Annotated in this window: 27 protein-coding genes; 10 read left to right on the forward strand and 17 right to left on the reverse strand. The window is 62.2% G+C overall.

Annotated elements, in window-relative coordinates:
- Positions 1-59: 59 nt before the first annotated feature.
- Positions 60-770, forward strand: coding sequence for a hypothetical protein (locus SPITH_RS03310; protein WP_014624305.1), 711 nt, complete (start codon positions 60-62; stop codon positions 768-770).
- Here the strand turns inward: SPITH_RS03310 and SPITH_RS03315 are convergent.
- Both SPITH_RS03315 and SPITH_RS03320 read right to left on the reverse strand, forming a co-directional pair.
- The gene (locus SPITH_RS03315; RefSeq protein ID WP_245523438.1) at positions 716-1,396 is read right to left on the reverse strand and encodes a DJ-1/PfpI family protein; all 681 of its coding nucleotides are present in this window, start codon (positions 1,394-1,396) and stop codon (positions 716-718) included. The genes SPITH_RS03310 and SPITH_RS03315 overlap by 55 nt on opposite strands.
- 40 nt (positions 1,397-1,436) lie before the next feature.
- Positions 1,437-2,249 (reverse strand): hypothetical protein, encoded by an 813-nt coding sequence (locus SPITH_RS03320; protein ID WP_014624307.1) that lies wholly within the window; start codon positions 2,247-2,249, stop codon positions 1,437-1,439.
- A gap of 157 nt (positions 2,250-2,406) precedes the next feature.
- On the opposite strand from SPITH_RS03320, the gene mgtE reads away from it, so the two are divergent.
- A complete protein-coding gene (gene mgtE / locus SPITH_RS03325) occupies positions 2,407-3,765 on the forward strand; it encodes a magnesium transporter (RefSeq protein WP_014624308.1) in 1,359 nt (452 codons plus the stop codon).
- Here mgtE and hisI read toward each other — a convergent pair.
- Genes hisI through SPITH_RS03340 form a run of 3 tightly spaced genes read right to left on the reverse strand, consistent with a single transcriptional unit; the run spans position 3,762 to position 6,830 of the window.
- Positions 3,762-4,178, reverse strand: a complete 417-nt coding sequence (gene hisI, locus SPITH_RS03330) for a phosphoribosyl-AMP cyclohydrolase (RefSeq protein ID WP_014624309.1) — start codon at positions 4,176-4,178, stop codon at positions 3,762-3,764. The two genes, mgtE and hisI, sit on opposite strands and share 4 nt — an antisense overlap.
- Complete coding sequence (locus tag SPITH_RS03335; RefSeq protein WP_014624310.1) at positions 4,175-5,746, reverse strand: UTP--glucose-1-phosphate uridylyltransferase; 1,572 nt, start codon at positions 5,744-5,746, stop codon at positions 4,175-4,177. Before SPITH_RS03335 ends, hisI begins: the two co-directional genes overlap by 4 nt.
- Before the next feature lie 10 nt (positions 5,747-5,756).
- Positions 5,757-6,830 carry a glucokinase gene (locus SPITH_RS03340; RefSeq protein WP_014624311.1) on the reverse strand — a complete coding sequence of 358 codons (1,074 nt, stop codon included), beginning with the start codon at positions 6,828-6,830 and terminating at the stop codon, positions 5,757-5,759.
- 113 nt (positions 6,831-6,943) lie between these two features.
- Here SPITH_RS03340 and SPITH_RS03345 point away from each other — a divergent pair, with 113 nt between their 5' ends.
- Complete coding sequence (locus SPITH_RS03345) at positions 6,944-7,465, forward strand: gamma carbonic anhydrase family protein (protein ID WP_014624312.1); 522 nt, start codon at positions 6,944-6,946, stop codon at positions 7,463-7,465.
- Between the two features lie 64 nt (positions 7,466-7,529).
- On the opposite strand, the gene SPITH_RS03350 is transcribed toward SPITH_RS03345, so the two are convergent.
- The 10 genes from SPITH_RS03350 to SPITH_RS03395 form a co-directional block, all read right to left on the reverse strand.
- The gene (locus SPITH_RS03350; RefSeq protein ID WP_014624313.1) at positions 7,530-8,156 is read right to left on the reverse strand and encodes a hypothetical protein; all 627 of its coding nucleotides are present in this window, start codon (positions 8,154-8,156) and stop codon (positions 7,530-7,532) included.
- Positions 8,153-9,079: an ArsA family ATPase gene (locus SPITH_RS03355; protein WP_014624314.1), complete on the reverse strand. Its 927-nt coding sequence runs from the start codon at positions 9,077-9,079 to the stop codon at positions 8,153-8,155. The genes SPITH_RS03350 and SPITH_RS03355 overlap by 4 nt, the downstream gene beginning before the upstream one ends.
- Positions 9,080-9,090: 11 nt before the next feature.
- Complete coding sequence (locus SPITH_RS03360) at positions 9,091-9,372, reverse strand: DUF7990 family protein (RefSeq protein ID WP_014624315.1); 282 nt, start codon at positions 9,370-9,372, stop codon at positions 9,091-9,093.
- A gap of 80 nt (positions 9,373-9,452) precedes the next feature.
- Complete coding sequence (locus tag SPITH_RS03365) at positions 9,453-11,093, reverse strand: carbon starvation CstA family protein (RefSeq protein ID WP_342626131.1); 1,641 nt, start codon at positions 11,091-11,093, stop codon at positions 9,453-9,455.
- A gap of 164 nt (positions 11,094-11,257) precedes the next feature.
- Positions 11,258-12,118, reverse strand: coding sequence for an IS1595 family transposase (locus SPITH_RS11760; RefSeq protein WP_014624057.1), 861 nt, complete (start codon positions 12,116-12,118; stop codon positions 11,258-11,260).
- Between the two features lie 68 nt (positions 12,119-12,186).
- Entirely contained in the window at positions 12,187-13,146 is a 960-nt protein-coding gene (locus SPITH_RS03375; RefSeq protein WP_014624316.1) for a carbohydrate ABC transporter permease, read from the reverse strand.
- Positions 13,140-14,021: a carbohydrate ABC transporter permease gene (locus SPITH_RS03380; protein WP_014624317.1), complete on the reverse strand. Its 882-nt coding sequence runs from the start codon at positions 14,019-14,021 to the stop codon at positions 13,140-13,142. Before SPITH_RS03380 ends, SPITH_RS03375 begins: the two co-directional genes overlap by 7 nt.
- A gap of 7 nt (positions 14,022-14,028) precedes the next feature.
- Complete coding sequence (locus SPITH_RS03385) at positions 14,029-15,405, reverse strand: ABC transporter substrate-binding protein (protein WP_014624318.1); 1,377 nt, start codon at positions 15,403-15,405, stop codon at positions 14,029-14,031.
- Positions 15,406-15,495: 90 nt separating this feature from the next.
- On the reverse strand, positions 15,496-16,107 hold the full coding sequence (locus tag SPITH_RS03390; RefSeq protein WP_014624319.1) for a hypothetical protein: 612 nt from the start codon (positions 16,105-16,107) through the stop codon (positions 15,496-15,498).
- Positions 16,076-16,618: a Gx transporter family protein gene (locus SPITH_RS03395; RefSeq protein WP_014624320.1), complete on the reverse strand. Its 543-nt coding sequence runs from the start codon at positions 16,616-16,618 to the stop codon at positions 16,076-16,078. Before SPITH_RS03395 ends, SPITH_RS03390 begins: the two co-directional genes overlap by 32 nt.
- Positions 16,619-16,748: 130 nt before the next feature.
- Here SPITH_RS03395 and SPITH_RS03400 point away from each other — a divergent pair, with 130 nt between their 5' ends.
- On the forward strand, positions 16,749-18,329 hold the full coding sequence (locus SPITH_RS03400) for an FMN-binding glutamate synthase family protein (RefSeq protein ID WP_014624321.1): 1,581 nt from the start codon (positions 16,749-16,751) through the stop codon (positions 18,327-18,329).
- 69 nt (positions 18,330-18,398) lie between these two features.
- On the opposite strand, the gene SPITH_RS03405 is transcribed toward SPITH_RS03400, so the two are convergent.
- The gene (locus SPITH_RS03405) at positions 18,399-19,130 is read right to left on the reverse strand and encodes a polysaccharide deacetylase family protein (RefSeq protein WP_014624322.1); all 732 of its coding nucleotides are present in this window, start codon (positions 19,128-19,130) and stop codon (positions 18,399-18,401) included.
- Positions 19,131-19,246: 116 nt separating this feature from the next.
- On the opposite strand from SPITH_RS03405, the gene SPITH_RS03410 reads away from it, so the two are divergent.
- From SPITH_RS03410 to rpsU, 6 genes are all read left to right on the forward strand, one after another.
- Entirely contained in the window at positions 19,247-19,924 is a 678-nt protein-coding gene (locus tag SPITH_RS03410; protein ID WP_014624323.1) for an AzlC family ABC transporter permease, read from the forward strand.
- Entirely contained in the window at positions 19,924-20,229 is a 306-nt protein-coding gene (locus SPITH_RS03415) for an AzlD domain-containing protein (RefSeq protein ID WP_014624324.1), read from the forward strand. Before SPITH_RS03410 ends, SPITH_RS03415 begins: the two co-directional genes overlap by 1 nt.
- A gap of 170 nt (positions 20,230-20,399) precedes the next feature.
- A complete protein-coding gene (locus SPITH_RS03420) occupies positions 20,400-21,698 on the forward strand; it encodes a thymidine phosphorylase (RefSeq protein ID WP_014624325.1) in 1,299 nt (432 codons plus the stop codon).
- A gap of 27 nt (positions 21,699-21,725) precedes the next feature.
- Complete coding sequence (gene recJ / locus SPITH_RS03425) at positions 21,726-23,855, forward strand: single-stranded-DNA-specific exonuclease RecJ (RefSeq protein ID WP_014624326.1); 2,130 nt, start codon at positions 21,726-21,728, stop codon at positions 23,853-23,855.
- The gene (locus SPITH_RS03430) at positions 23,840-24,754 is read left to right on the forward strand and encodes a M23 family metallopeptidase (RefSeq protein WP_014624327.1); all 915 of its coding nucleotides are present in this window, start codon (positions 23,840-23,842) and stop codon (positions 24,752-24,754) included. The genes recJ and SPITH_RS03430 overlap by 16 nt, the downstream gene beginning before the upstream one ends.
- Positions 24,755-24,765: 11 nt before the next feature.
- The gene (gene rpsU / locus SPITH_RS03435; protein ID WP_013313455.1) at positions 24,766-24,990 is read left to right on the forward strand and encodes a 30S ribosomal protein S21; all 225 of its coding nucleotides are present in this window, start codon (positions 24,766-24,768) and stop codon (positions 24,988-24,990) included.
- Positions 24,991-25,046: 56 nt separating this feature from the next.
- On the opposite strand, the gene SPITH_RS03440 is transcribed toward rpsU, so the two are convergent.
- On the reverse strand, positions 25,047-25,829 hold the full coding sequence (locus SPITH_RS03440) for an inositol monophosphatase family protein (protein ID WP_014624328.1): 783 nt from the start codon (positions 25,827-25,829) through the stop codon (positions 25,047-25,049).
- Between the last annotated feature and the right edge of the window lie 80 nt (positions 25,830-25,909).

Raw genomic sequence — 25,909 nt, forward strand, 5'->3', positions numbered from 1 at the left:
GTAGTATGTTATCGGCAGGGAACCTATGGAAAGTTGAGTCCCCTTCACGGAGGAGAGCGATGGGGAAGGAGGGAGCGGTGCACCATTCCTCCTACGCCCTCTCCCAGAAGGTACGGGCGGAGATCTCCTTCCTGGTATGGTGGACCTTCCTCCTGGTGTCTCTCTCGGCGCTCCTCTACCCCGAGGGTTTCGATATCCGGAACGATCCCGTGAGCCTCCTCGGCGTGCCCTTCACCGAAGAGGAGGGACTCCCCAATCCCTGGGGCATGGGCCTCTTCGTGCTCGCCTTTCTCGTGGACGGCCTTTTCTCCTTCCGTATCGCCTCCCGGGTACAGGCGGAGGGAGGCGGCGGGCTTTCCTTCCTGTTCACGCTTGCAGGGATAGGATCGCTCCTCATGCTCGCACCGTGCACGCTCCTCAACCCCCTCCATCGCCTGGGAGCGACCCTTCTCGTGGGGTCGCTGTGGCTGTGCACGGTGGTGTTGAGCCGTGCGAACTGGGGGGCGTTCTCAGGTGCGAGAAAGGCCTTCCACCTGTGCGTGCACCTGGTGCTCGTGGTGTACGCCATCCGCTTCTTCCTCGATGCGCCCTCTCACGAGTTCCTCCAGAAGCTCGCGCTCGCGGGCCTCCTCCTCGGTCTCCTCGACTGCGTACGCACCGAGGAAGGACGTCTCCCGGGGCCCAGGTGGGCCCTCATCCACCTCAAGCGATCCGCTCAGGGTGAGGTGACCCCGGCCGAGAGGGCCTCGACGAGGGCCCTTCCGAACTGACGGGCCGCCGAGGGACCGTTCGCCGTGATGATGCGGCCGTCGCGTTCCACCGGCCTTCCGGTGTAGGTGGCGCCGTTGGCCACCAGGGTGCCGCTCTCGCCTGACCAGCAGGTGGCCTTCTTGCCTCTGAGGATCCCGGCCCTGGCGAGGATCGAGGGGGCGATGCAGATGGCTCCTACTATCTTGCCCTTCTCATAGGCCTGCCTGGCGAGGTCGAGGGCCTGGCGGTTGGAGAAGTACTCGTGGGCCCCGGTTCCCCCCACGAAGATCACCGCATCGTAGTCGTCTACGCGGATCTCCTGCAGGGTCTTGTCGGGCGTCACCCGGGCGCCCAGCATCCCGGTGGCCGGGGTGCGGGAGGAGCTCGCCACGGTGACGGAGGCCCCTGCGTCGAGGAGTTCCTCACGCGTCTCGAGGAGCTCCTCGTCCCTGAAGTTCTCGTGGGCGATGATCATCACCACCTTTACCCCTGAAAGCGAGGCCATGGTATCCTCCTTCTCGGTAGAGGTCTCGGCCGAATTCCCCCCGTCTGCGAGGAGATAGACGCCGAGGAGGGCGAGGGAGAAGACGAGCGCCCTCACGAGCAGCCCCTTTCCCTGTGAAGGAAGTGAGGCTCGTTCGCTCATGGTTTCCATTATACCACCGGGAACCGGAGCGGGCAATTGTTCACACCCTCTCCCGTGCGTCTCCTGGGAGGAAGCCCTCGGCGGTGAGGGTATCGGCAAGGCTCCGGACAAAGTCCCGCACCGCATCCGTGACCTGATCCTCGTCGTCGAGCCTCGGGAGGACGAAGGGGTGAATGGTGATCTCGCGGGCTTCGAGGGGAAGGAGGGCGGTGGAGATGCGTTCGATGCGTCCCTGGAGACGCCGCTTGAGGGGGTACCGTCGGGCAGGCACCTCGTTGGCGCCGAAGTCGTCCACCAGGTGGATCACCCGCGGGTGGGTGCCGTATGCCCTGCGGATCTCCTCCCAGAAGGCCGTCTCCTCCTTCCGTGCGCCGATGCGGGCCGAGCAGGCCACCATACACCCCCGGGAGGCGTCGGGCCACGGCCTTGCCGCTATGCCCTCATCTTCGAGGTGAGTGAGGATCGCCTGTTCCGCCTCGAGGTAGTGATCGGTAGCGATGAGGATGGGAAGGTGCGGGCCTGCGATCCGGAGGAAGCGTGCCCATACCGGGTCCACCGTGGAGGCCCTGAGGTAGCTCCTCACGAAGGCGCGTGCCGCTTGTTCTCTCTGGGACTCGGGTGCCTCGGAGACCGTCCCGAGTGCCCGGACGATGCTCTCCACGTAGGTGATACCCCCCTTGCTCGCCCGATCCCAGTAGGCCTCGATCACCTGTTTCCAGAGAAAGGAGGGGGTGGCCCCCAAGGCGGCGAGACCGCTCTCCTCGAGGGCCTCCTTCAGCCGTTCCTCGGTGCCGAAGCGCACGCTCTCCAGGCTCAGGGTTCCGGAATAGTCGAGGATGAGGAGACACTCCATCGGATTTCACTCCTTGCGTGGGACGCACCTGGGTGTATGTACAGGTGAGGCAAAGATAGAGAAAAATGAGCAGAGGGGCAAGCGGGCCTCGCGTTTCTATTGTGAAATGGAGGGTTTCCGGCTATACTCACCCGATACCAGGAGCGAGGAGGTGACCATGGAGAGGGAACACGTCTCCCGGGATGTCGTACTGGAGTGGGTACGTCAACGGTTGTGGCACAAGGTGAAGCAGGAACTCGTCTCCTGGCACCCCTCCGACATCGCCGAGTTCCTCGGTTCCCTCGAGGAGGAAGAGGCATCCACCGACGCGCTCATCCTCTTTCTCATGTTGCCTCCCGAGCTCAAAGGCGATGTCTTCAGCGAGTTCGACACCGAGCTTCAGCGCCAGATCCTCGAGCGGATCACGAGCGATCAGGTGAAGGAGATCCTCTCCGAGCTTTCCCACGACGACCGTATCGAGCTCCTCGAGAACCTTCCGGGCAACCTCACCCGTCGGGTCCTCAACCTCCTCTCGCCCGACGACAGGTCCATCACCCTCGAGCTTCTGGGGTATCCTGAGGACAGTGTCGGCCGTCTCATGACACCCGACTATGTCTCGCTCAAGCCGCACTGGACCATTGAGAAGGCACTCGACCACATCCGCAGGTACGGGAAGGACGCCGAGATCATCAACATGCTCTACGTGATCGACGAAGAGGGGCACCTCATGGACGACATCCTCCTGCGCAAGGTCATCCTCGCCCCGCCAGATGCCACGGTGGAGTCCATCATGGACTGGCACTACGTGGCGATCAACGCCTATGCCGACCAGGAGGAGGCGGTTCGCCTCATCCGTAAGTACGACCTCAACGCCCTCCCCGTGGTGGATGACGACAACATCCTGCTGGGTATCGTCACGGTCGATGACATCATCGACGTACTCGACGAGGAGACCACCGAGGACGTACACAAGGAGAGCGCCGTGGTCCCGCTCGAGACGAGCTACAGCCAGGCCTCACCGTTCCTCCTCTACACCAAGCGGGTGGTGTGGCTCTTCTTTCTCGGCATCTCCGGCTTTCTCTCCTCGGGCGTGATCTCCCGGTTCCAGGGCGTGCTCTCTTCGTTCATCAGCCTGAGTCTCTTCATCCCCATGCTCATGGGCACCGGGGGGAATACGAGCAGCCAGGCGGCCACCCTGGTGATCAGGGCCCTCGCGGTGGGGGAACTGACCCCGCGGAGGTGGTTCCTGGTGGTGAGGAAGGAGCTCCTCGTGGGGCTCCTGTTGGGAGGCTCGCTGGGGCTCGTGCTCGCCACGATAGGGTATCTCTGGACGGGAGACACCGGGATCGCCCTCACCGTGGGGCTCTCGATCGTGGGGATCGTGCTGTGGGCCAACCTCATCGGAAGCACCCTCCCCCTCCTCTGCACCTGGGTGGGGATAGATCCCGCCCTCATAAGCAGCCCGCTCCTCTCCACCATCCTCGACGTGACCGGGCTCCTCATCTACTTCACCGTCACCACCCTGGTGTTGCTCTAGGGCCGGTCCTTCGGGGAGACCCCTCGCCATGGAAGGCGCGCCTCTTCCTCGGTGAGCCCTTGAGGGGTGAGGGTCCGGTAGAAGCAACTGCGGCGGCCGGTGTGGCAGGCCGTCCCCCCCTCCTGTTCCACCAGGAAGAGCACGGCGTCGTTGTCGCAGTCGATGCGAACCTCCACGATGCGCTGGACGTGTCCCGAGGTCTCCCCCTTCTTCCAGATGCGCCGCCGCGTCCGGGAGTAGTAGTGGGCGTAGCCGGTGGCGAGGGACAGCTCCCAGGCCTCGGGGTCGAGGAAGGCCACCATGAGGACCTCGCCCGTGTGCACCTCCTGGGTCACCACCGGGACGAGGCCCCCCATCTTGCCGAAGTCGAGGAGATCCCGTGCCTCCTCTGGGAGCCTGCGCCACCGGCTCATGCGATGCCTCCCTGCGCCTGCATCCGCGCGAGGGCCTCGTCCATCCGGAGAGGCCGCCACATCCCCTCGGTGCGGACGTAGCCGTAGGCCTCCTCCATCACGCGCCTAAAGCCGGCGGAGAGGGCGCGCGCGGTCCGGGCCAGCTCTGGTCTGGAGGCGAAGAAGGCTTCGAGCTCGGACCTGCCGAAGTGGAGGCCGCCGGTGAGGAAGGTCTCGAGGAGGAGCTTTGCCGCGAGGAACCTGCGGAACTTGTCCACCCCGAAGACGAGCGGCCGCTCGATGAGGTCCATCACCTCCCAGGTGATCTGCTCGGCCTGGGCGTACCGCCCTGCGTCCTTCTCCTGCTCGGAGACCCTGAGGGGGAGCGTGCGGATGATGTGCTCGAGGTGCGCGGTGAGATGGGTGAGGTCGAAGAGCCCGATGGCGCAGTTGAAGAGGACCGGCCTGCCTTCCTTCTCGAAGGCGGCCACGGCTTCTTTGGGAATGGCCGGGCCTATGTCCCTGCAGGAGAGCACCTCGCCTGCACGGACGAGGATGCCGCCCTTCACGTCCACCGGGGTCTTGTAGGAGAACTCGAACGAGGCCTGGGCCCGGGAGAAGGCCGTGTAGGCGAGGGTGCGTGGTTCCACGAAGGCGCCCAGGTTGTCCACGTTGGTGAGGTAGACGAAGCGGAACCCCTCCTCGTGGAGCCTCCGGTAGATGCCTTCGAGGACCATGAAGTTCTGGCCGTGGCCGCCCGGGAGGGGAAGGACCTCGCCGTCTTTCCCGTACGCCCGGGTGAAGATCCGCCGCGGGAGTCCCTCCTCGCGGTGCGTGAGGGCCGCCACGAGGGGCTGCTGGGCGGAGAGGGTGGGGTCCACGCGATAGCCTGTATGCGCGAAGAGTTCTTCGAGGAGGGGATGGCCTCTGAGCTCCTCGAGGTGTGCCATCACCTGCTCGTGGGTCGCGGGACTGGTCATCTGGAAGAAAGGGAGCACCGTGCCCCTCAAGGGGGTGTGCCACTGCTCTGCCATGCGCCGGTAGAGGGCCACACAGAAGAGCAGGTTGCGCAGGGTGAGGGCCAGGAAGCTCGGCCCGCCCGAGGTGTCCTCCTGGTAGAAGGCGGGGCACGCCCCCTTGGCCGACCCCTTCACGCGGGGGGCGACCGCCTCGAAGGGGGTGCGGTAGACCTCGAACAGGTCGGGCTCGAAGGCCCGGTTCCGCGTGAGGTCCGCATAGCTCGTGGCTGCCCCTCCGTTGAGCACGCCGTAGGCGGTGCGGGGGTAGAGGGCTACGCCCAGGAGAAAGAGCGCCGCATCGTCGAGCACCACCGGAGCTTCCCTCCCGTACCGATCGATGAGGGATGAGGGGATGCTCAGTTCCTCTGCTCGGGAGAGGAATGCGGCGCGGGGGAGGGTGAGGGAGAGGGACTGGGTGGCGTCCACGATGCGTGGATCGCCGGCCGAGGGGAGCTCGAAGGCGGGGGCGGCCTCCGGTCCGGCGGCGTTCACCCGCTCCAGTATCGCGTAGGTGAGATCGGGGTCGATTCCGGCCGTGCGCATCTTCTGGATGAGGGCATCGTCCTGCACAGCTCCTCCTTCAGTCATGGATGAGGATCCCTGCGGCGTAGGCTGCACCGTAGAGCGAGATGCTGTAGTCGGTGATGATGTACACCGGGATGCGGGAGAGCACCGCCCGGATGTTGGGTCTGCAGTTCGCCTCGAAGGCCTCCATGAAGGCAGAGCTCTCCAGGAAGAGGGGGATGTTCTTCGCCGCGATCCCGCCCGCGAGGTAGAGGCCGGCGGTGGGCAGGAAGGTGAGGGCGAAGGCCGCGGCGACGTGCCCGTAGAGGCGGGCGAAGAGTTCCATGGTGCGGCGGCACCCCTCGTGCGAGCCGCGGTGCCGGGCGATGAGGGGGGGGCGGTCTTCAGGGGGGTGGGAGAGGATGGTGCGGGTGGTCTCGTCTTGCTCGATCCGGCCTGTCTCCACCAGGAAGGCGAAGAGGTTGGCAATCCCCTGTCCCGAGACCACCGCCTCGGCGTCGGGCGTGGGGGCGTAGCGGGAGGCGAGGTAGCGCCGGAGCGCATCCCCGTCTTCATCATCGGCCGGAAAGTCGATGTGGCCCCCCTCGGAGGGATAGGCGTGGAACTCCCCCCTGTCCTCCACGAGGAACCCCACGCCGAGCCCGGTCCCGGCTCCGATCACGGCCCGCACCACCCCCCTCCTCGGAGGGATGCGCCCGTCCGTGTGGGGTATGGGCACGAGCTTCTCCTCGGCCTGGCGCTCCAGGATGGGTACCCCGTAGCAGATGGCCGAGAAGTCGTTGATGACCACCGTCTTCACCCCAAGATCCCTGTGTATGGCCTCGCCGTCGATGATCCAGGGGAGGTTGGTGAGGTGACACACGTTCTCCTCCACCGGTCCTGCGCCGGATGCGCACAACCCGTGGATGTGGATCCCTGTCCCGAGGGTCTCCTGGATGTCCTCTATCACCTGCGAGAGGGCTTCCTCCAGGTTCGCGAGTTCCCTGCTCGCGAACTCCCAGTGGGCGAGCATGGCGAGTCGCCCGCCCTGTCGCTCGAAGAGGGCGATGTTGGTGTTGGTTCCTCCGATGTCGGCCGCGAGAAGCACGGCCCCTGCAGGCGGGTGTTGCGAAAACCATTCTCTCTTCATGGAAAAAATTATGCACACAGGGGAAGAAATTGCAAGGAGGATGACGTACGCCCCTTCACCGTAGTATGGTGGTGCGTGCGTGTAGACCACGTGGAGAGAAAGGAGTGATGCGTATGCTGCATGCGATAGGAGAAAGGGTCCCCCGGATGGACGAGACCGCCTTCGTGGCGTGGAACGCAGAGGTGTGCGGGAGCGTGGATCTCGGCCCCCATGCCTCCGTGTGGTTCGGCGCCTCGGTCCGGGCCGATATCGCCCCCATCACCATTGGGGCCCATACCAATGTCCAGGACAACGCGAGTGTGCATGTGGACGTGGACCTTCCGGTGGTCATCGGCTCCTATGTGACGATAGGGCACAACGCGGTGATCCACGGGTGCACCATAGGGGACGGATCCCTCATCGGGATGGGCGCCGTGGTCCTGTCGGGCGCGGTCATCGGGGAGGAGAGCCTCGTGGGGGCAGGCGCCCTTATCACCGAGGGCAAGGAGTTCCCCCCCCGCTCGCTCATCCTGGGGAGCCCGGCCCGCGTGATGCGCTCCCTCACCGATGAGGAGGTGGCGCGCATCCGTCAAAACGCCCTCCTCTACGCCGATCTTGCCCGCTCTGCACGGGAGGAGTACCGCGAGGTGCGGTGAAGTGGCGTTGCGGTGAAACCTGCAGGGGCGAGCCCTTTGGAGCCGGTTCAAGAACACAGCCTCTTCATGCGAAGAACGAGGAGAGGTGCGGCAGGAGGGCGGAGAGGAGACGCTGTATCCTCCCCCTCACCGGCTCCATGAACAGGTAGAAGTTCCTGTTGTCCGCATACACGCAGAAGTGGTGGAGGCCTTCCACATCGGGCAGCCGCGATGCGAGTTCCTTGAGCCGGTCGGCTATCTTCTTCCTGTCGTAGAGCAGGACGTAAGACTTTCCACCGCAGGTGATGCGCTCCTCGGTGAGGGCGGCTCTGTTGGGGATGGTGCGAAGGAGTTTCCGGTAGTAGGGTTCGTGCACCAGGTGGCCTTCGCCCAAGAGGGGCCTGTCCGTGAACAACGTGAGGAAGTACCTGTCCCTGTGGCCCAGAAGCAAGGAGAAGGGGAGATAGAGGATGGACTGTCTCGGCAGGAGGGTGAAGGTCCCCTTCGCCTCGGTAAACGGTGCTTTGAGCCGGTAGGTGAAGTGGTACCCTATGGTACCGCCGATGTTCACATAGTGCGTGTCCTCAGGGGTGAGCACCTCTTCGGTCTCCTGAGCAATGAACCCGCTCATCCACCGGTTCTTCCTCCTCCCCCAGAAGTAGGCCGCCGTGGCGGTGATTCCCAGTACGAGGATGGGTATGAGGTAGTTCATGACTGCTCCTTGCGCACGTGGTCGATGATCCGATCCACCAGCTCCCTTACCGGGAGCCGATCCGGATGGAGGGTCTCGTCTTCAGTGAAGGGTATCCGCACTACAGGGATACTACGAAAGGTACTCTTGATTTTCCTCTCCCACACGCCGTCCGCTTCCCTCGCCTTGTTGTGGCACACCACGGCGATGGGGATCCTCAGCCCTGCGAGTTCTTCCCTGATGCGGATCGACTCCCTGAGGCTCAGCTCGTCAGGATTCACCACCAGGACCACGGTGCTGCGGGCGAGGAAGAGCTCCCGCAGCGATGCGAGCCTCCGCTGGAGTCCGAGGAGCCTGTGGTAGAGCTGGTCTTCTTCTGGTCTACGGGCCCCCCGTACCGGAGCCTCCGGGTCGAGCCTCAGGACGGTCTGCCTCCTCTCGAGGATGGCCTTGCGCAGGCCTTTGAGACCCTCGAGCCACTTCTCGGAGAGGAAGGGGAGGGCGAGGAATCTGAGGGTGAGGGCCGTAGGCGGGGTATCGAAGACCACGAGGTCGTATGCCTGGTGTCGACTCACGATCTCCTCGATGGCCCAGAGCAGGGCATACTCCTCGGTACCCGGAGAGTAGCGGAGGAGAGAGAAGTAGGAATCGAGGGATGCGACACTCGTATAGGCGTAGGTGCTCGAGAGTTCCTTCCTGAGCGAGGCGAGGTAGCGGGCGATCCACTTCCCCACGTCTATCTCCATGGCCGAGAGGTGCTCTCCGACCTTCGAGGGGTTCTCGCGCAGCGATGTGCCGAGCACGTCGCCCAGGTTGTGGGCGGGGTCGAGGGAGACGGCGAGCACGTCCATGCCTCCCCATGTGGCGCATCCTGCAGCAAAGGCACTGGCGGTGGTGGTTTTTCCCACCCCGCCCTTCCCGAGGAAGAACACGGCCTGTTTCATGCTGCTCCTTTCTAGTCCAGTTCGAGGAGGCTGATGAGGCCTCCCAGGGGATCCTGTGCAAAATCGGCGCGGGAGACCATGGTCCACAATTCCTCCTCCATGTGAGGGAGGAGTTCAAGGGTGAGGATGGGATTCGGCGAGGGGATGCCGATGAAACTCCCCAGTACGAGGAGCGCGAAGATGTTTTCCATTTCGGAGAGTTCGAAGAGGAGTATCTCCGTGGCCTTCCTCCTGTGGACCTGTGTGATCGTCTCCTTGAGGGTTGTGTATAGCCTTCTTAGCTTTCCTTTCACGCCGCCTCCCCCGATCGAGCGAAGAAGGGGGGTCGTGCACGACCCCCCGATGTATGTCTGCGTATGTCTGCACGTCCACCTTATACCGAGGCTCCCTGTTCCCGGAAGTGGCGGAAGAAGCCGACCATGATCACCACGTTGAGGATGAGCATCACGATGTTGATGGTCCCCACGATGATGCCCGTACTCACCTTGAGGGCATTGGTGAAGTCGCCGAAGTACGTGGGTACGATGACGATTTCGTACCAGATGAGGCCGGCGGTGACCGTGATCCAAAGGAAGATGGCCGGGATGAAGACCAGGTTGGTATATTTGGGGTTGAGCTTCTTCTTCACCCAGATGGTGGCGGTAAGCATGGCGATGGAAGCGATGAGCTGGTTCGCACCCGAGAAGGCGGGCCAGAGCCTGGTGTAGCCGCCCGAGGAGGCGAGGAGCAGGCCGATGGCCGCCACCACGAAGGAGGCGATCCACTTGTTCTGGAAGATGCCGTAGAGCCCGGGCGAGCGATCCTTGAGCGGGAGGGCGAGCTCGTGGAGGATGTATCGTCCGAGCCTGTTGGTGGTGTCCAGCGTGGTGAGGGCGAAGGAGCTTACCCAGAGGGCCGCGAACAGCTGCATGAAACTGGCCGAGAGGAAGGGAATGGTGCCGCTCACCATGGCCCCGTAGGACTTCACGAACCTGTCGAGGGGCCCTGCCGCAAGCACCTTCGCAGGATCGCCGAACACCTCGTTCCCGAAGGTGGCAATGGAGACGATGACCAGTGTCGAGAGGAACCCCTCGGTGAGCATGCCGCCGTAACCCACGAAGAGGGCGTCCTTCTCTTCCCTGAGTTGTTTCGAACTGGTACCCGAGGCCACCAGGGAGTGGAATCCCGAGAGGGCGCCGCAGGCGATCACCAGGGGCACGGTGGGCCAGAAGGGCGACGGTTGTCCTCCTATCACCTTGGCGGAGAAGGAGGTGTAGACGGGAAGCGAGTCGAAGCCCGAGAACCCGATGAGTGCGGCGATACCTCCTGCGAGGAGTCCGAAGTAGAGGAGGAAGCTGTTGAGGTAGTCCCTGGGCTGGAGGAGGATGTTCACCGGCAGTGAGGCGGCGATGATGATGTACACGAAGATCACGAGGAACCAGGTGGTCTTCGTGGCTGGAATGGAGACCATGGATCCGAGCCAGAAGGAGACCACGATGAGGGCCGCGCCGATGATGGATCCGTACCCTATGCCCACCTTGGTGCGGTACATGATGAGACCGGTGAAGATGGCGGAGATACAGAAGAAAAGGAAGGTGGGGAAGAGGTGGGGATTGCTCGCGAACTGTCCTGCGACGATGTCTCCGAAGGCCGCGACCAGGAGGATGCACAGGAACAGGATGAACCATCCGAAGGCCTTTCCCGCCGCCTTGCCGATGAGATCCTGAGCCACGTACTGAACCGATCTCCCGTCATACCGCACCGAGACGGTGAGCGAGAGGTAGTCGTGGACCGCACCGATGAAGACGTTTCCGATCCAGATCCACAGAAGGCCCGGGAGCCATCCCCAGGCCACTGCCATGGCCGGACCGGTGATGGGACCCGCCCCTGCGATGGAGGCGAAGTGGTGCCCGAAGAGCACGTACTTGCTGGTGGGCACGTAGTCCACCCCGTCGTAGAGCCTCTTCGCAGGCGCTTCGGGTGCCTCGTGCGATCTGAGCAGCCGTTTCTGGATGTTACGTCCGTACGAAAAAATAGAAGATGAAGTAGAAAACGAGCGCTCCCAGGACGATCCAGGTACTCATGGATCCCTCCTTATCAACTGATTTTCTCAGCATTATAACCCAGGTTTCTCGGATTGGTCAAAAAAAATGTGTTTTTCTCTACTTTCAGGTATGATCCGATAGAAAAAATTGGTGATTATCCATTATTTGCCACCCGGGAGTACTCTCTAAGTACCTCCAGCAGAAGCTCGAATAGATCCTCCTCCCTATGATTATACCGCCACTCCAATTCTTTCAAGTAGAGCGGAAAACGTTCTACACTCACCCCGTGATGCTGGAGCAGCCGCCCTTTCGCATAACTCCAAAACCCCTCTATCCCATTGATGTACACTTTCCCATTCGCAAATCGCTTCCCGTGATCAATCCGCTTGTGCCTGAATCCATAGCTCACAAGCCCATCATAGCTCTTGAACCGGTCGGTATACACAAGCGACCCCCGCTTCACTTTGGCCACTGCCAGTCGTACAAGCTCCTCCGCACTTACCTGCTCCACCACTTCCACCTGCACTTTTCCCCCTCGCTCAAGAATCCCAAACACAGGAATCTTCCCTGCCGCCCCTCTCCCCCTCTTCCCCTTTCTCTTTCCTCCAAAATAACTTTCGTCCATCTCTACTTCACCTTCGAGCAGGCTCTTCCCCTCCTTCTGGGTGTGGACCCATATCGCCTTCCGAAACAATGTGTAGAGCCTCAGCGTCACCTCATAGGAGAGCCGTAACTGCAAAGCCGCCTTGTGGGCGGTAACTTCCATCTCAAAGAGCTTCATTGCCCACAGGATCTTCTCCCAGGAGAGCTTCATCCCCTCGAAGATGCTCCCTCGTCGTATGCTCCACTCTTTCCTGCACTGGTAGCACTTGTACTTCTCTCGTCTCACCTCGCCTATATGCTCACTTCCACAGAAGGGACACCGGGTGTACGTGACGAGGAGTCCTTTCTCTCTCAGATAGGAGACCGTTTTCTCTCTATCGCTTGCAAGTGTTGAAAGACTTACGACGTCCATATCCGTGCCACCTCTCTCTTCGGTATTATACCACAGGTGGCTCAAAAATGGTAATCACAAAAAAATCACTACTCTTTCACTCCTCCGGCGGAGAGTCCGGCCACCAGGCGTTTCTGGATCGCCATGAATATGGGGATCACCGGAAGGGCCGTGAGTACCGAAGCCGCCATGATCCTGTCCCATATCGCGTTTTTCGAATGATACAGGGACCTGAGGCCGAAGGGGAGGGTATACAGTTCTTTGTAGGATTTGAGGAACACACTCGCGAAGAGGTATTCGTTCCAGGCGATCATGAAGGCATAGATGAACACGGTGAAGAGGGCGGGGATCGACATGGGGATGATGATCCGCCATATGGTGCCGAACCGGGAACATCCGTCGATGAGGGCCGCTTCCTCGATGGAGAAGGGGATGGTTCGGAAGTAGTTTCCCAGCATGTAGAGGGACACCGGAAGAGTCTGTACGAGATAGATGATGAGGAGGGCGGCGAGGGTGCCTCCGCTCGTCTGCAACCAGCCCATGCGTACGAAGATCTGGTAGAGGGGGATGAGCAGGAGGATTCCTCCGAACATGTAGACGAAGAGAACCCCGCGCTGGATGAGCCCCCTTCCCTTGTACCTCGTACGCGAGAAGGAATAGGCGCCGAAGGTGGCGATCAGGAGCGAGAGGAGCGCGGCCGACGAAGAGAGGAAGAGGGAGTTGCGGAAGTACTGGAGGAAGGGGAAGACATCACTCGTATCGCGATACCGGGCGAGGATGGCCCTCTTCTGCTCTTCGGTGAGCTCCTGCTCCTCGAGGAGCCGCTTCACCGACTCGGGGACGTTCTTCAGTTCCTGTCCGATGTTGAGGAGCTCGGCGTAGGCCTCGAGGTTGAGTTTCCGGGGGATGAGGGAGGGGTTCCCCCAGTCCCACTGGTATTTCAGGGAGGTGGAGATCATCTGGAGGAAGGGGAAGAACGCGAAGAGCACGATCCCCACGACCAGGAGGAAGAACCCCAGGCTCTTCAGGATGTTCCGTTTCCTCACCATTTGAGTACCTTCCTCACATAGAACAGTATGAAGATGATGAGGATGGAGAACTGTACCACGGCCAGGGCCGCACCTTTTCCGAGGTCGAGGGTGCCGGTGAACGCGGTGTAGTAGGTGTACACCGAGAGGACCTTCACGTTGGGGGCGAGGAGGAATATCTCCTCGAACTTGTTGAAGTTCCAGATGAAACGCAGCAGGATCACGGCGCCCATGACGAAGTAGAGCTCGGGGAGGGTCAGGTACCAGAACTTCTGGAGGGCCGAGGCACCGTCTATCTCAGCCGCTTCGTAGAGGTTCTGATCGATGGCCTGGAGCCGTGAGAGGAGCATGAGATAGGTGAAGGGGAAGTTCTTCCAGATGCTGAAGAGTACGGCCACCCATATTCCATTCTTGGGAGAGCCTATGAGGTTGATCCGTTCGGGAAGCAGGCGGAGCTGCTCCACCAGGGTGTGCATCACGATGCCGTTGACGGGGTCGAAGAGGAATTGCCAGGAGAATACCACGGAGATGAGCGGGGCCACGTAGGGAAGGAGGATGAGGCTCCGCACGAGCCCCCGGAGGGGGAATTCCCGGTTCATCACCAGGGCGACCAGGAGGCCCATGAGGGTGGTGCCCAGGGTCGTCCCTATCACGTAGACGATGGTGGTGTAGAAGGCTCCCCAGAACTCCCTGTCGAGGACGATATCGAGGTAGTTCTTGAAGCCGATGAAACGGTTCGCTTCGTAGACATGGACGTCGAAGAAACTCAGATAGATATTGTAGAGGATGGGATAGACGATGAGTCCCGTGATCACGAGAAGCGCGGGGAGGATGAGCATCCTCCCCAGGAGCGCTTCCCGTTCCTCTATGCGGAGTTCCCGTTTCATGGCGATCATGCCGTCCTCACCGGCCTTCCACTATCTCTCTCATCTTCTGTTCGGCTTCACGCATCGCCTGATCGATGGGGACTCCCTCCTGCGTGATGGCATAGATCATCTGTGGGATGATCTGTTTGCTGAAGATGGTGCTGGCCGCCTCTATCCGCCTGCCTTCCACGATGCTGAAGGTCTGGATACTGTTGAGTCCGGAGATGATTTGGGCGAGCTTCTCCTTCCCGAACCGTTTGTAGACACCCCGTGGATCCTCGAGGAAGCGGTCTGTCTCCGCGATCCCTTCTATGGTGGGGTTCATGCCGCCGGGAGCCATGTGGAGGTAGGAGACATAGGCGTTCTCGGAAAAGAGGTAGAGGAGGAATGTCTCAACCGCAGAGAGCTGTGCTTCGCTCAGGCCTTTCGTGATGCCCATGGTCACCACCACCCCGTAGCCTGCAGGCTGTGTGTGGGTGATGATGGGTACGAATCCGGTCTTGTTCACGAGCTCGGGATCGAACTCGGCCCCGGTGAGTTCGGGGAAGTTCTCGCCGGTGAGCGAGCCCTGCGCCACTTCGGCGAGGGCGAGGTCGTCCATGATATAGGTGGAGTAGAAGAACATGGCGAGCTTGTTCTGGAAGTAGTAGTCCCTCGCCCTCCATGTCTGGGGACCGGGCGGGGTGTACTTCGCGAGTTCGGCGTAGAACTCGATTGCCTCACGCATCTCGGGGGAATCGAAGATGAGGTTGCCGTCCCTGTCGAAAAGCCTCGCGTTGTTGGAGAGGGCGATGTGGGTGAAACACTGCTCTGCATAGACCTCGGGTTTCGTCCCCACCAGGATGCCGTATTGATTCTCTTCCGGTTTGTAGAAGTATCGGGCTGCCTCGAGCATGTCCTCCCAGGTGGAGGGCGGTTTCAGCCCCGCCTCCTCGAACCAGTCGATCCTGTACCAGAGCCCCTGGACCCACCCGTGGAAGGGGACCGCGTAGTAGGTGCCGCTCCCGTCGTCCACCAGCTTGAGAGCCCCCTCGTAGAACCTGTCCTTGCCCACCTTCTCGATCACACGGGTGCCCGCCGCGGTGTCGAGGAGCCCTTCGGCCCCGAAGGCCACGGCGTTCTCTGCTCCCATCTCCACGAGGCCGGGGAGGGTACCCGCGGCCGAGGCTGCGTGGATCTGAGTGGGAAGATCGTTCTCCTCCACAGGGATCACGTTGATGGTGATCTCCGGATGGGTGGCCTGGAAGGTATCGACCAGGAGCTGGATCGTGGCCATCCTGTCCGATTGTGTCTGCGAGGTCCAGAACTCGAAGGCCACGGGCTCCTGTGGCTTCCGTGCCTCCTGCTTGCCGCATGCGGTCACGAGAAGGATGAGGCCGATCATGACAAGAAGCGCGTATGGACGTGTTCTCATGCGTTCCTCCTTATCCGGATGGGTTCGAGGACTTTTGTACGATCGCTCGAAAAAGCCATCTATTTCATTATACAATAAACTGTTTTTTTGTCAAATTTCGGGGATGATCCATCCAAGTGAGGTGAGAGCGGTGTGGAAGAGGATGAGGATAGCGAGGAGCATGCGGCCTCGGAGTGTGCTCCGTGTGGGGGCGTCGGGGGAAGGGGGAAGCGAGGATGCGGTGTGGAGGAGGATTCTGTCGATGCTCTCCAGGGGGTGGCGGAGGGAGATGCGGTCCCGGGTGGACATGAGGGCCGCGTAGTAGCCGAAGACACGCGAGAAATAGGTCCCGAGACGGCCGGGAAGGGGGAGATCCTTCCGCACCGAGAACAGCGAGAGGAAGATCAGGCCGCAGAGGGTGAGGCCCTTTTCGAGACCCACCAGCAGGGCTTCCTCTGTAACGGGAAAGGGACCGAGCTCCAGAAGCACTTTCCCCCTGGGGATGAGGAGCTGGAAGAAGGTGATACCCCCCACGAAGAGGATGAAGTACCCGGTCTTGAGGCGCTTGCCGGAGAGCACCGCCATGAAGGCGAGGATCCCGGTGTGCACGGCCCGGAGCGGAAGGGAGGGTTGGGCGAGGAAGAGCAGGAAGACGAGGATCCCGGTGAACAGGGCCTCGATGGGGTGGGTCTCATGCAGGAGGATGGTCTGCAGCTTGTTCATGGAGGCTCCTGTACCAGGTCGAGGATCGTACGAAGGCCAGGGTGAGGAGGCCCACCGCGAGGCCGCTCCCCGTGCCAACGGTGAGGAAGAGGGGGGCGATGACGATGGAAGAGGGGCCGAATATGAACCACACCGAAAGGGCGAGCTGCACGGCGTTGCTCACCAGGGCGCCTACCGTGCTGAGTCCCACGGGGCTCACCGAAGAGCGGAAGAGTCGGAAGATGGCGTACATGGCAAGGCCGCTCGCGGCGGACCCCCCGAGCGAGAAGAGGAAGACATAGGAGGCGAGGGTCCCGTTCACGAGGGCTTGGCCGGCGGCCTTGGTGAGGATGAGGAGGAGGTAGTAGCGGAAGGGGAGGAGGGGAAGGGCGAGGATGAGAGGGATGTTGGCCAGCCCGAGTCTGAGGTAGGGGAGGGGTTTGGGTACGAGGTACTCGAGGGTGGCGCAGAACATGGACAGGGCGCCCAGGAAGGCGGTGAGGTCCATGAGCCGAGCAGGGGACTCCCTCATATGATACGAGGGTAGGGGAGGAAGGCCTCAGTGTCAATGGAAGGTGCCTGTAAATATACAGAAAATACTTGCGCTTGCGATATTCCATGATACAATTAGGTACATATCTCATATTCCAAGGGGGGCTTTCATGAATCTGCGCAGGCCGAACGCGAATGAAGCAACGGCAACATTCAACCGCTCACGAAATGTGGTGCCCATGTCCGGTCTCTGCAGTCGGTGTGTAGACGGGTGCCGCGGCGGGTGCGAGGTGTGGCTCGCCTCGTTCCGGGGAAGGGAGGTCCTCTATCCCGGCCCGTTCGGAGAGGTGACCGCCGGGGCGGACAAGGACTACCCGGTGGACTACTCGCACCTCAACATACACGGGTATGCGAGCGGGGCGAAAGGGATCGAGAACCCGAGTCCCGATACCGCGATCTTCCCGAACGTGGAGACCGAGACCGAGTACGGGTGGTCGAAGAAGGTGAAGATGCGGGTACCCATTTTCACGGGGGCGCTCGGTTCCACCGACATCGCCCGGATCAACTGGGAACACTTCGCGGTGGGAGCGGCCATCTCAGGGATCACCATCGTGTGTGGGGAGAACGTGTGCGGTGTCGATCCGCAGCTCGAGTTGGACAAGAACGGGAAGGTGAAGAACTCGCCCGAGATGGATCGCCGCATCACCACCTACAGGCGCTACCATGAGGGGTATGGAGAGATCCTCGTCCAGATGAACGTGGAGGACACCCGTCTGGGTGTGGCCGAGTACATCATCGGGAAGCACGGGATCAAGACCATTGAGCTCAAGTGGGGTCAGGGAGCCAAGTGTATCGGCGGTGAGATCAGGGTGAAGTCCCTGGAGCGCGCCCTCGAACTCAAGAGGCGGGGCTACGTGGTCACCCCTGATCCGGAGAACCCTGCGATCCAGGCCGCGTACAAGGATGGAGCCATCCACGAGTTCGAGCGGCATTCGCGCCTCGGTTTCGTGGACAAGGAGAGCTTTTTCGCCGAGGTCGATCGGCTGCGGAAACTGGGATTCGAGCGGATCACCCTCAAGACCGGTGCCTATGCCATGACCGAGCTCGCGAAGGCCCTCAGGTGGGGTGCCGAGGCCCAGCTCGATCTCATCACCATAGACGGTGCGCCGGGCGGTACCGGCATGAGCCCGTGGCCCATGATGAACGAGTGGGGAATCCCCACCTTCTACCTCGAGGCCCTCGCCTATGAGTTTGCTCAGAAGCTCTCCGCCAAGGGGCTGCGGGTGCCCGATCTCGCGATCGCGGGCGGGTTCTCTTCTGAGGACGGGGTGTTCAAGGCCATCGCCATGGGTGCTCCCTATGTGAAGGCCGTGTGTATGGGCCGGGCACTCATGATCCCCGGCATGGTGGGCAAGAATCTCGAACACTGGGCGAAGAACAACGACCTGCCCAAGACCGTGGCGCAGTACGGTACCACCAAGGAGGAGATCTTCGTCACCTACGAGGAACTCAAGGCCAAGTATGGAGACGAAGTGGACAAGTTCCCCTGGGGTGCCATCGGGATCTACACCTATGCACAGAAGTTCAAGGTGGGACTCCAGCAGCTCATGGCGGGAAGTCGCAACTTCACCCTCTCCTCGATCTCCCGGAAGGATCTCATGGCCCTCACCGAGGAGGCGGCCCGGATTTCCGGAATCCCCTATGTCATGGATGCCTATCGCGAAGAGGCGGAGCGGATCCTGGAGGGGTGAGTGTTCAGACGAAAGAAAGGGCCTCCTTTTGCAGGAGGCCCTTTTTGTGTTCCTTGTGGATGAGGGGGCTCATTCCACGAAGACCCACATGTCGTGAGTCTTCGAACGTGGGTCAACGGCTTTCCGCTCGAAGAGCTCGCTCAGGGTGACGAACTCGTACCCCTGCGAGAGGAGTTCGGGGATGATGATGTCGAGGGCCTCGGGTGTGGGATGGGGTTCGGGCTGGACGTCGTGCATGAGGATGATGGCGCCGTCGCGGACTGCGTCGAGGACGTTCTTCGCCCGCTGTTCGGCGGTGGTGTTCTGGCCCGCCCAGTCGAAGGCGAGGATGCCGCTCGCAAAGGGCAGGTCGATCACCTCGTACATGGTGTCGCTCACCGCGAGGTTGGGGGGTCTGAAGAATCGAGGCCGCTGACCTGTGTACTGTTCTATCACCTTGCTCGTCTTCTCCACCGACTCCCTGATCTCTTCAGCCGTTTTGTTGTTCAGGCTTTCCCACTCCCACGAGTGGTTCCCGAACTCACATCCCATGGCAACCATGCGATCGAGCACCGGTTTCGTTCGATCGTTCACCAGTTGACCGATGAGGAAGAACGTGGCTTTCACCCCGTACTTCTCGAGTTTGTCCAGGACGCGAGGGGTCATCACCGGATCGGGTCCGTCGTCGAAGGTGAGGGCGACGAGTTTCACCTGTGTACCTCCGGAAGCGGGTGTGGCCTCCCTCGAGGCGGGTTGGGTCCCGCATGCCCCGACGAGGAGGACGGCGGCGGCGATACAGAGGCCCAAGGTTTTCGTGTTCATCGGTACCTCCTGCATGTAAGATAATTTATAATCTCCTTATGAAAGCTTATCATCGAAAGTCGGTGTGGTCAAGGAAAACTGTTGCCTCGTGGTTTCTCTGCTGATAGAGTACGGTCATGCGTGTTCGTAAAGCTCAGGTGCGGAGGGGGAAACCCCGATCCCTCTTCGTCCGGGGGCTCTTCGCGAGCCTCCCCGTGGTGGTCGGCTATCTGCCGGTGGGGATGACCTTCGGACTTGCGGCCGTGGGCACGGGGTTCCCGGCCTGGACGGCAGCGCTCACCTCCGCCCTCGTTTTCGCCGGGGCGAGCCAGTTCGTGTTGGTCTCCCTGCTCCCCCAGGGGCTCCTACCGGCGGTGGTGCTCCCTCTCTTTCTCAACCTTCGGCACGTGGTCTACACGGGGATCGTCGCGAGGCGCATCCCCCTCTCGCGCCCTGCACTCACGCTGGCCGGACTCACCGACGAGGTCTTTGCGGTGGCCCTCCAAGGGCCTGCCGAGGAGCGCTTCCTCCAGGGTGTGGCGTTGGGGGCCTACCTCGCATGGGTGGGGGGGACGGCCCTCGGTGCCTTCGGTGGAGCCGCCCTCCTCGTGGGGTCCCCGATCGAGGGCTCGCTCGTGTTCTCTCTCACCGCGCTCTTCTTCGTGCTCGTCATCCCCTCGGTGCAGGAGGGACGGCTCCGGGCGGTGTTCTGGGGGGCCGGGATAGGGTTGGTCTTCCACGTGCTGGGACTCTCGTCGCTGGGGGTGCTCGCGGCCGGGCTTGCCACTCCGCTCGTGCTGAGGGGGAGGCGCTGATGGACCGGTACGCAGCGATTCTCCTGGTGGCGGTGGGCACCTACCTCATCCGCCTGCTCCCGTTCTTCCGGAAGGAGGGCACGGGTGAGGGGATGGAGCGGGTGTTGAAGGACTCGGCTGCGGCGGTGATGGCCGCGCTCTGGATCTCCTCGTTCGTCTCGCTTCCACTCGAGGGGTGGCCCCTCGTGCGTGACGGACTGGCCCTCCTGGGGGTATTGGGCTCCTATCTCCTCTGGCGGAGGATGGGGGTTTCGGTCCTCGTGGGGGTGGGACTCCACGCCCTCCTTTCCCTGTGGGGGGGATGAGGCGGTGGGGGCGGGCGCGGGTGTCCCCACGCGTGCGACGTGTAAGAACGCGTCCCGGATGGTGTGGCGCTTCCTCGGGGAGCCGTGTCGTCGTGGGTCCTGAAGGCTCTTCCTCTGAAACAGGGGGGCTTCCCTTCCAGGAAGGGGGTGATCGTGCTATACTTGAGTGCATGCGGATCGTCGATATCATCGTGAAGAAGCGCGACGGGGGGGAACTCTCGGCGGGGGAGATCGCCTCGCTCGTGCGGGGTTATGTGGCGGGCGAGGTGCCAGATTATCAGGTGGCGGCCTGGCTCATGGCGGTGTTCTTCCGCGGGATGGGGCCGCAGGAGGTCTCGGCCCTCACCCGGGAGATGATGAGGTCGGGCAGGGTGCTCTCCTTTCCCGGCCTGAGGTGTGTGGACAAACACTCCACGGGCGGGGTGGGTGACAAGATCTCCCTTCCGCTCGCCCCTGCGGTGGCTGCCTGCGGGGTGCCGGTGCCCATGATGAGTGGGAGGGCCCTGGGTCACACGGGAGGTACGTTGGACAAGATGGAGTCCATCCCGGGCTACAGGACGGTCCTCTCTCCGGAGGAGGTGGAACGTCTCCTCGGCGAGTGCGGGTATGCGATGTTCGGGCAGACCGAACAGATGGTGCCCGCAGACCGCAAACTCTACGCCCTCAGGGATGTGACGGGCACGGTGGAGTCGATCCCCCTCATCACGGCGAGTATCCTCTCCAAGAAGTGCGCCGAGGGTGCGCAGGGCTTGGTCTTCGACGTGAAGACCGGGAGCGGGGCTTTCATGAAGAGGGAGGAGGACGCCCGATCGCTCGCCCGGTCGCTGGTGGAGGGGGCGCGGGAGCTGGGGAGGGAGGCGGTGGCCCTTGTGACCGATATGAGTCAACCGCTCGGTCGGATGGTGGGGAACTTCCTGGAGGTGGAGGAGGCCGTGGAGGTGCTGCGTGGGGGTGGGCCTGCGGATGTGCGGGAGCTGGTGTGCGTGTTGGGGGGCGAGATGCTGGTGTTGGGGGGAAAGGCTGCCTCGCTGGAAGAGGGGCGTCGGATGATAGGCGAGGTCCTGGACGACGGACGGGCCTACGAGCGCTGGGTGAAGAATGTGGGGGCGCAGGGCGGGGATGTGGAGGAGCTCGAGCGGCGGCTGGGGAAGTGGCGGGCGCCGGTGGTGCGGGAGGTGCGGGCGGTCGAGGAGGGGGTGGTGGGTGCGGTGGATGCGTACCGGGTGGGGCTGGCGGGGGTGGTGCTGGGGGTGGGGAGGAGCAGGGTGGAGGATGCGGTGTTGCCGGATGTGGGGGTGGAGTGTGTGCGGAAACGGGGGGAGCGTGTGGCGCGGGGAGAGGTGCTCGCGCGGGTGTATGCGCGGGACGAGACGAGGGCGGAGGAGGCGGCGAGGATGGTGGGGGAGGCGTACCGGGTAGGGGAGGAGACCCCGTCCGGCTCGCTCGTACTGGAACGGATTTCGCCATGACATCATACAGCACGAGGAGGACAGGGCGTGGCACGCTGGCAGAAACCGCCTATCGATAAGAACAGGGTGCTCGGAATCTCCGAACGGTTCGGACTCGACCTTCTCACCTCCACCATCCTGGTGAGGAGGGGGCTCGACTCTCCCGAGGAACTTTCCTTCTTCATGGAACGACACCTCCGATACCTGCACAACCCTTTCCTGTTCGAAGATATGCCCCTTGCCGTGGAACGCGTGATCCAGGCGAAGGAGGAGAGGGAACGTATACTCGTCTTCGGGGACAGGGATGCGGACGGGATCAGCTCCACCGTGCTCCTCACGGAGTTCCTCGAGGAGATGGGTATGGAGGTGGACTGGCGGGTCCCCATGGGGGACGAACAGTACGGGCTTTCCCTCGATGCAGTGGAGGAACATGCCCGGAACGGGGGATCGCTCATCATCACCGTGGACTGCGGCATCTCCAGTGTGCGGGAGATCACGAGAGCTGCCGAGCTCGGTCTCGACGTCATCGTTCTCGACCACCACGAACCCAAGGAGGAACTCCCTCCCGCCTACGCCATCATCGATCCCAAGGTGGAGGGGGCCGGTTACCCGTTCCGCGATCTGGCCGGATGCGGTGTGGTGGCGAAGTTCCTCTGGGCTCTCACCTTCGGCCTCACCGACCACTTCAACCAGGAGGTGAGCCTCCTCAATATACGGCCGGGTAACGAGGCCTACATAGTGGAAGTGATACGCACCGAGAACCTCATAGAGCTCGACAGGGTGCAGGAATCGATCGTACCGGGCATGGTCCCGGTGGACCGCACCAGAATCTACGATCTCATCGCCCAGTCCCCCATCTACGTGTACGATCTGCCGCTCCAGCAGCGGCTTTTCCAGGCTACGTTCGGCAGGGGCGTGGAACTCCAGGCCTTCGACCTCAAGCCGCTGGTGGAACGCCTCTACCCCTCGCTGAAGGGCAGGAGCCTCCTCAGATTGAAGGACAGGTCCCGGGGCGCCCTCTACAGGGAGAAGCCTCCCGAGGAGATCGACGTCCTCTTCTCCCTCTTTCAGGCCGTACTCATGGAGGAGACCGGGGTGCTCCGCTCCATGGAGCGGGTGATGGACCTGGTGGGGCTGGGAACGCTCGCCGATCTCATGCCCCTCAGGAACGAGAACCGGATCCTGGTGAGAGAGGGGCTCGTCCGTCTCTCCGATCCGGAACGGCCGGGGCTCAGGGCCCTCATGGCACGTCAGAAACTCCTGGGCAAGAAGCTCGCTCCCCGGGACGTGCTCTGGCAGGTGGGGCCGGTCATCAATGCCTCGGGACGGATGGGATCTCCGGACGTGGCGGTGCGTCTCCTCCTCTGTCGGGACTCTGCCGAAGCGGAGGCCCTGGGTGATGAGCTCCTCAAGCTCAACGACGAACGGAAGCGACTCGGGGAGGACCTGTGGCAGAGGATACAGCCCCAGGCCTACGAGAGTTTCACCCGGTTCAAAGAGAAGTTCGTGCTCGTGTATCACGATGCGGTCCAGCGGGGCGTCACCGGGATCCTCGCGGCCCGGCTCGCCCAGAAATTCAAGGTACCCGCCGCCATTCTGGCCCCCCTCGAAGAAGAGGGGAGGCTCGTGGGTTCCTTGAGAAGCTTCCAGGGCGTAGGGGTGCTCAATCTTCTCACGGCATGCGAGGACCTCCTCATGGAGTATGGCGGTCACGACTTCGCCGCAGGATTTTCCCTGCACCCCGAGCGCCTGGAGGAGTTCATCGAGCGACTCGTCGAGGTGGTGGAGGACCTGGGGCTTCCGCTTCGCGATGAGGAACCGCTCATCATCGACGCCGAGATACCTCCCTCATGGATGACGCCCGATATCATGAAGGTGGTGGAGTTCTTCGCCCCGTACGGGGAGCAGAACCCCCCCCTCAGGTTGCTCTACCGGGAGGCCGTGGTCCGTGACATCCAGTTCATCGGCCGCAACGGACAGCCGCACGTCAAGTTCCACCTCGCCATGGGAGGCTCTCTCTGGCCTGCCGTGTATTGGGGGGCGTCGGACAAGGTGAACGTGGAGTTTTCCGAGAACGACGAAGTGGACGTGGTGTTCACCCCCACATGGAACACCTTTCAGAACCAGGAGACCATCCAGCTCACGGTCGTGGACATGAAGCGATGCGAAGGATCCTGATCGTTCTCTTCGTTGCGGCGATACCTCTCCTGGCCGATCCCCCCACCCTCCTCGCCCCCTCGTTCGCACGGGAGGGGGAGGTCTACCCGGTCCTGATCACACGGGTATCCGGACCCCTCACGGCCGTGCTCGTGTCGGAAGCGGGGAGCGCGCTCGCCGCCTCGCCTCTCTTCCCCCTTGAAGGGACCCGAAGGACCCTCTACGGATTCCTCGCCGTCCCTCCGGGGTACGGCTCCTCGACCGTCTCCCTCGTGGTGCGCGACGGGAAAGGGGTGATCCTCCTCTCCAGGAGGGTCACACTGCTTCCCCGCGCCTACCGCAAGGAGGAGATCCCCCTCACCCCGGGGCTCACGCAGATCCGTACCGATCAATCGGAACGAAGGATCCGCGAGGCACGTGAGCTCTCCGAGCTCCTCTTCACGGTTTCTCCCGACGCCCTGGGACTTTCCAGTCTTTGGTTCCTCCCGGTTTCCGAGGGACGCTTCTCCTCCTGGTTCGGTGACGAGCGCCTCTACCGGTATGCGAACGGAGGAACGGACAGTTCGCGCCACACCGGGGTGGACATCGCGGCACCCGAAGGGACACCGGTGCGTGTCCCTTCGCGGGCGATGGTGGTCCTGGTACGCGACAGGATCGTCACGGGCCGTACGGTGGTGCTGCGACACGGGCCCGGTATCTACTCCCTCTACTATCACCTTTCCTCCATCTCGGTGGAGGAGGGAGACGAGGTCGAGCCCGGCGATCTCCTGGGCACGGTGGGGTCCACCGGACTTGCCACCGGAGCGCACCTCCACTGGGAGGTGCGGGTGCAGGGCGTGCCTGTGGATCCCCTCGCGCTCGTGGGAGGGAGCCTCCTTGACAAATTGAGGGAACTCCTTATAATGGAGGAACGATCCTAGAGAGAGAGGGGGTGATTGTCATCATACACATACCCGTGGACAACGGAGAGCCTCTCGAGAAGGCCCTCAAACGATTCAAGAGGGTGGTGGAGAAGGAAGGCGTCATCAGGGAATGGAAGAAGCGGGAGTTCTACATAAAGCCTTCGGAACTCAAGAACCAGAAGAAAAAGGCTCTCCAGAGAAAGCTTCTCAAGAAGCTCCGCAAGATGCAGGAAAAAGAATCCAGCAGACGATAAGGGCGCAGGAAGGCGCCCTTCTTTTTTTGTGCGTTCGTGCACGGTCGGTGCCACACCTATGAGAGGGCCTCCCTGATGACCTCGGAGAGGACGGGGTGGAGCCTCCCGTTCGTGGCGAGAATGGGTGATGTTTCGAAAGGGAGCGGCTCGGCTTCATAGGTGGTGCACATCCCGCCCGCCTCCTGCACGATGAGGGCCCCTGCAGCGAAATCCCAGGGGTTGAGGATGGGTTCCCAGAATCCGTCGACCCTTCCGCAGGCCACATAGCACAGATCGAGGGCGGCCGCGCCGGTGCGCCGTATGCCCAGAATACCCCGCCGGAAGAGACGCCTGAGCACCTCGAGGTTCCGAACCACCTCCTCGGTCTGGGTCTGGTAGAACCCGGTGACGAGGAGCGAGGTGGCCAGGTCGCTCACCTCGGAGACGTGGATGGGCTCCTCGTTGAGGAAGGCCCCCTCGCCTCTCTCTGCGGTGAAGATCTCCCCTCTCACGGAATCGCACACGGCCCCCACGATCACCTCGTCTCCCTCCTTGAGGGCCACCGAACAGGCGAAGAAGGGGAATCCCCGTGAGAAGTTGTTGGTCCCGTCGAGTGGATCGATGATCCAGGTGTAGGGAGAGGAGGTGGGTTCGTACGAGTGTTCCTCGGCCAGGATGTTGTGGGTGGGAAAGGCCTCTCGTATGAAGGTTACGATGGCCTTCTCCGCCTCTATGTCGGCAGTGGTCACTCTGTCACGGATCCCGGATTTCGTGGAGATGTGGAAGCCTCCCGTGAGGTAACGGAGGTGCACCTCTCTTCCTATGAGTGCGGCTTCTCGTGCGACGGACAGGAAAGACATCGTTCCTCCTCGTGATGCTAGGTGGCCTTACTATAACAGAAAGGGCGAGGGGAGGAAAGCGAGGCCCTTCGGCTTGCAGC

The organism is Spirochaeta thermophila DSM 6578, from assembly GCF_000184345.1.
In the GTDB taxonomy this organism is placed as follows: domain Bacteria; phylum Spirochaetota; class Spirochaetia; order Winmispirales; family Winmispiraceae; genus Winmispira; species Winmispira thermophila.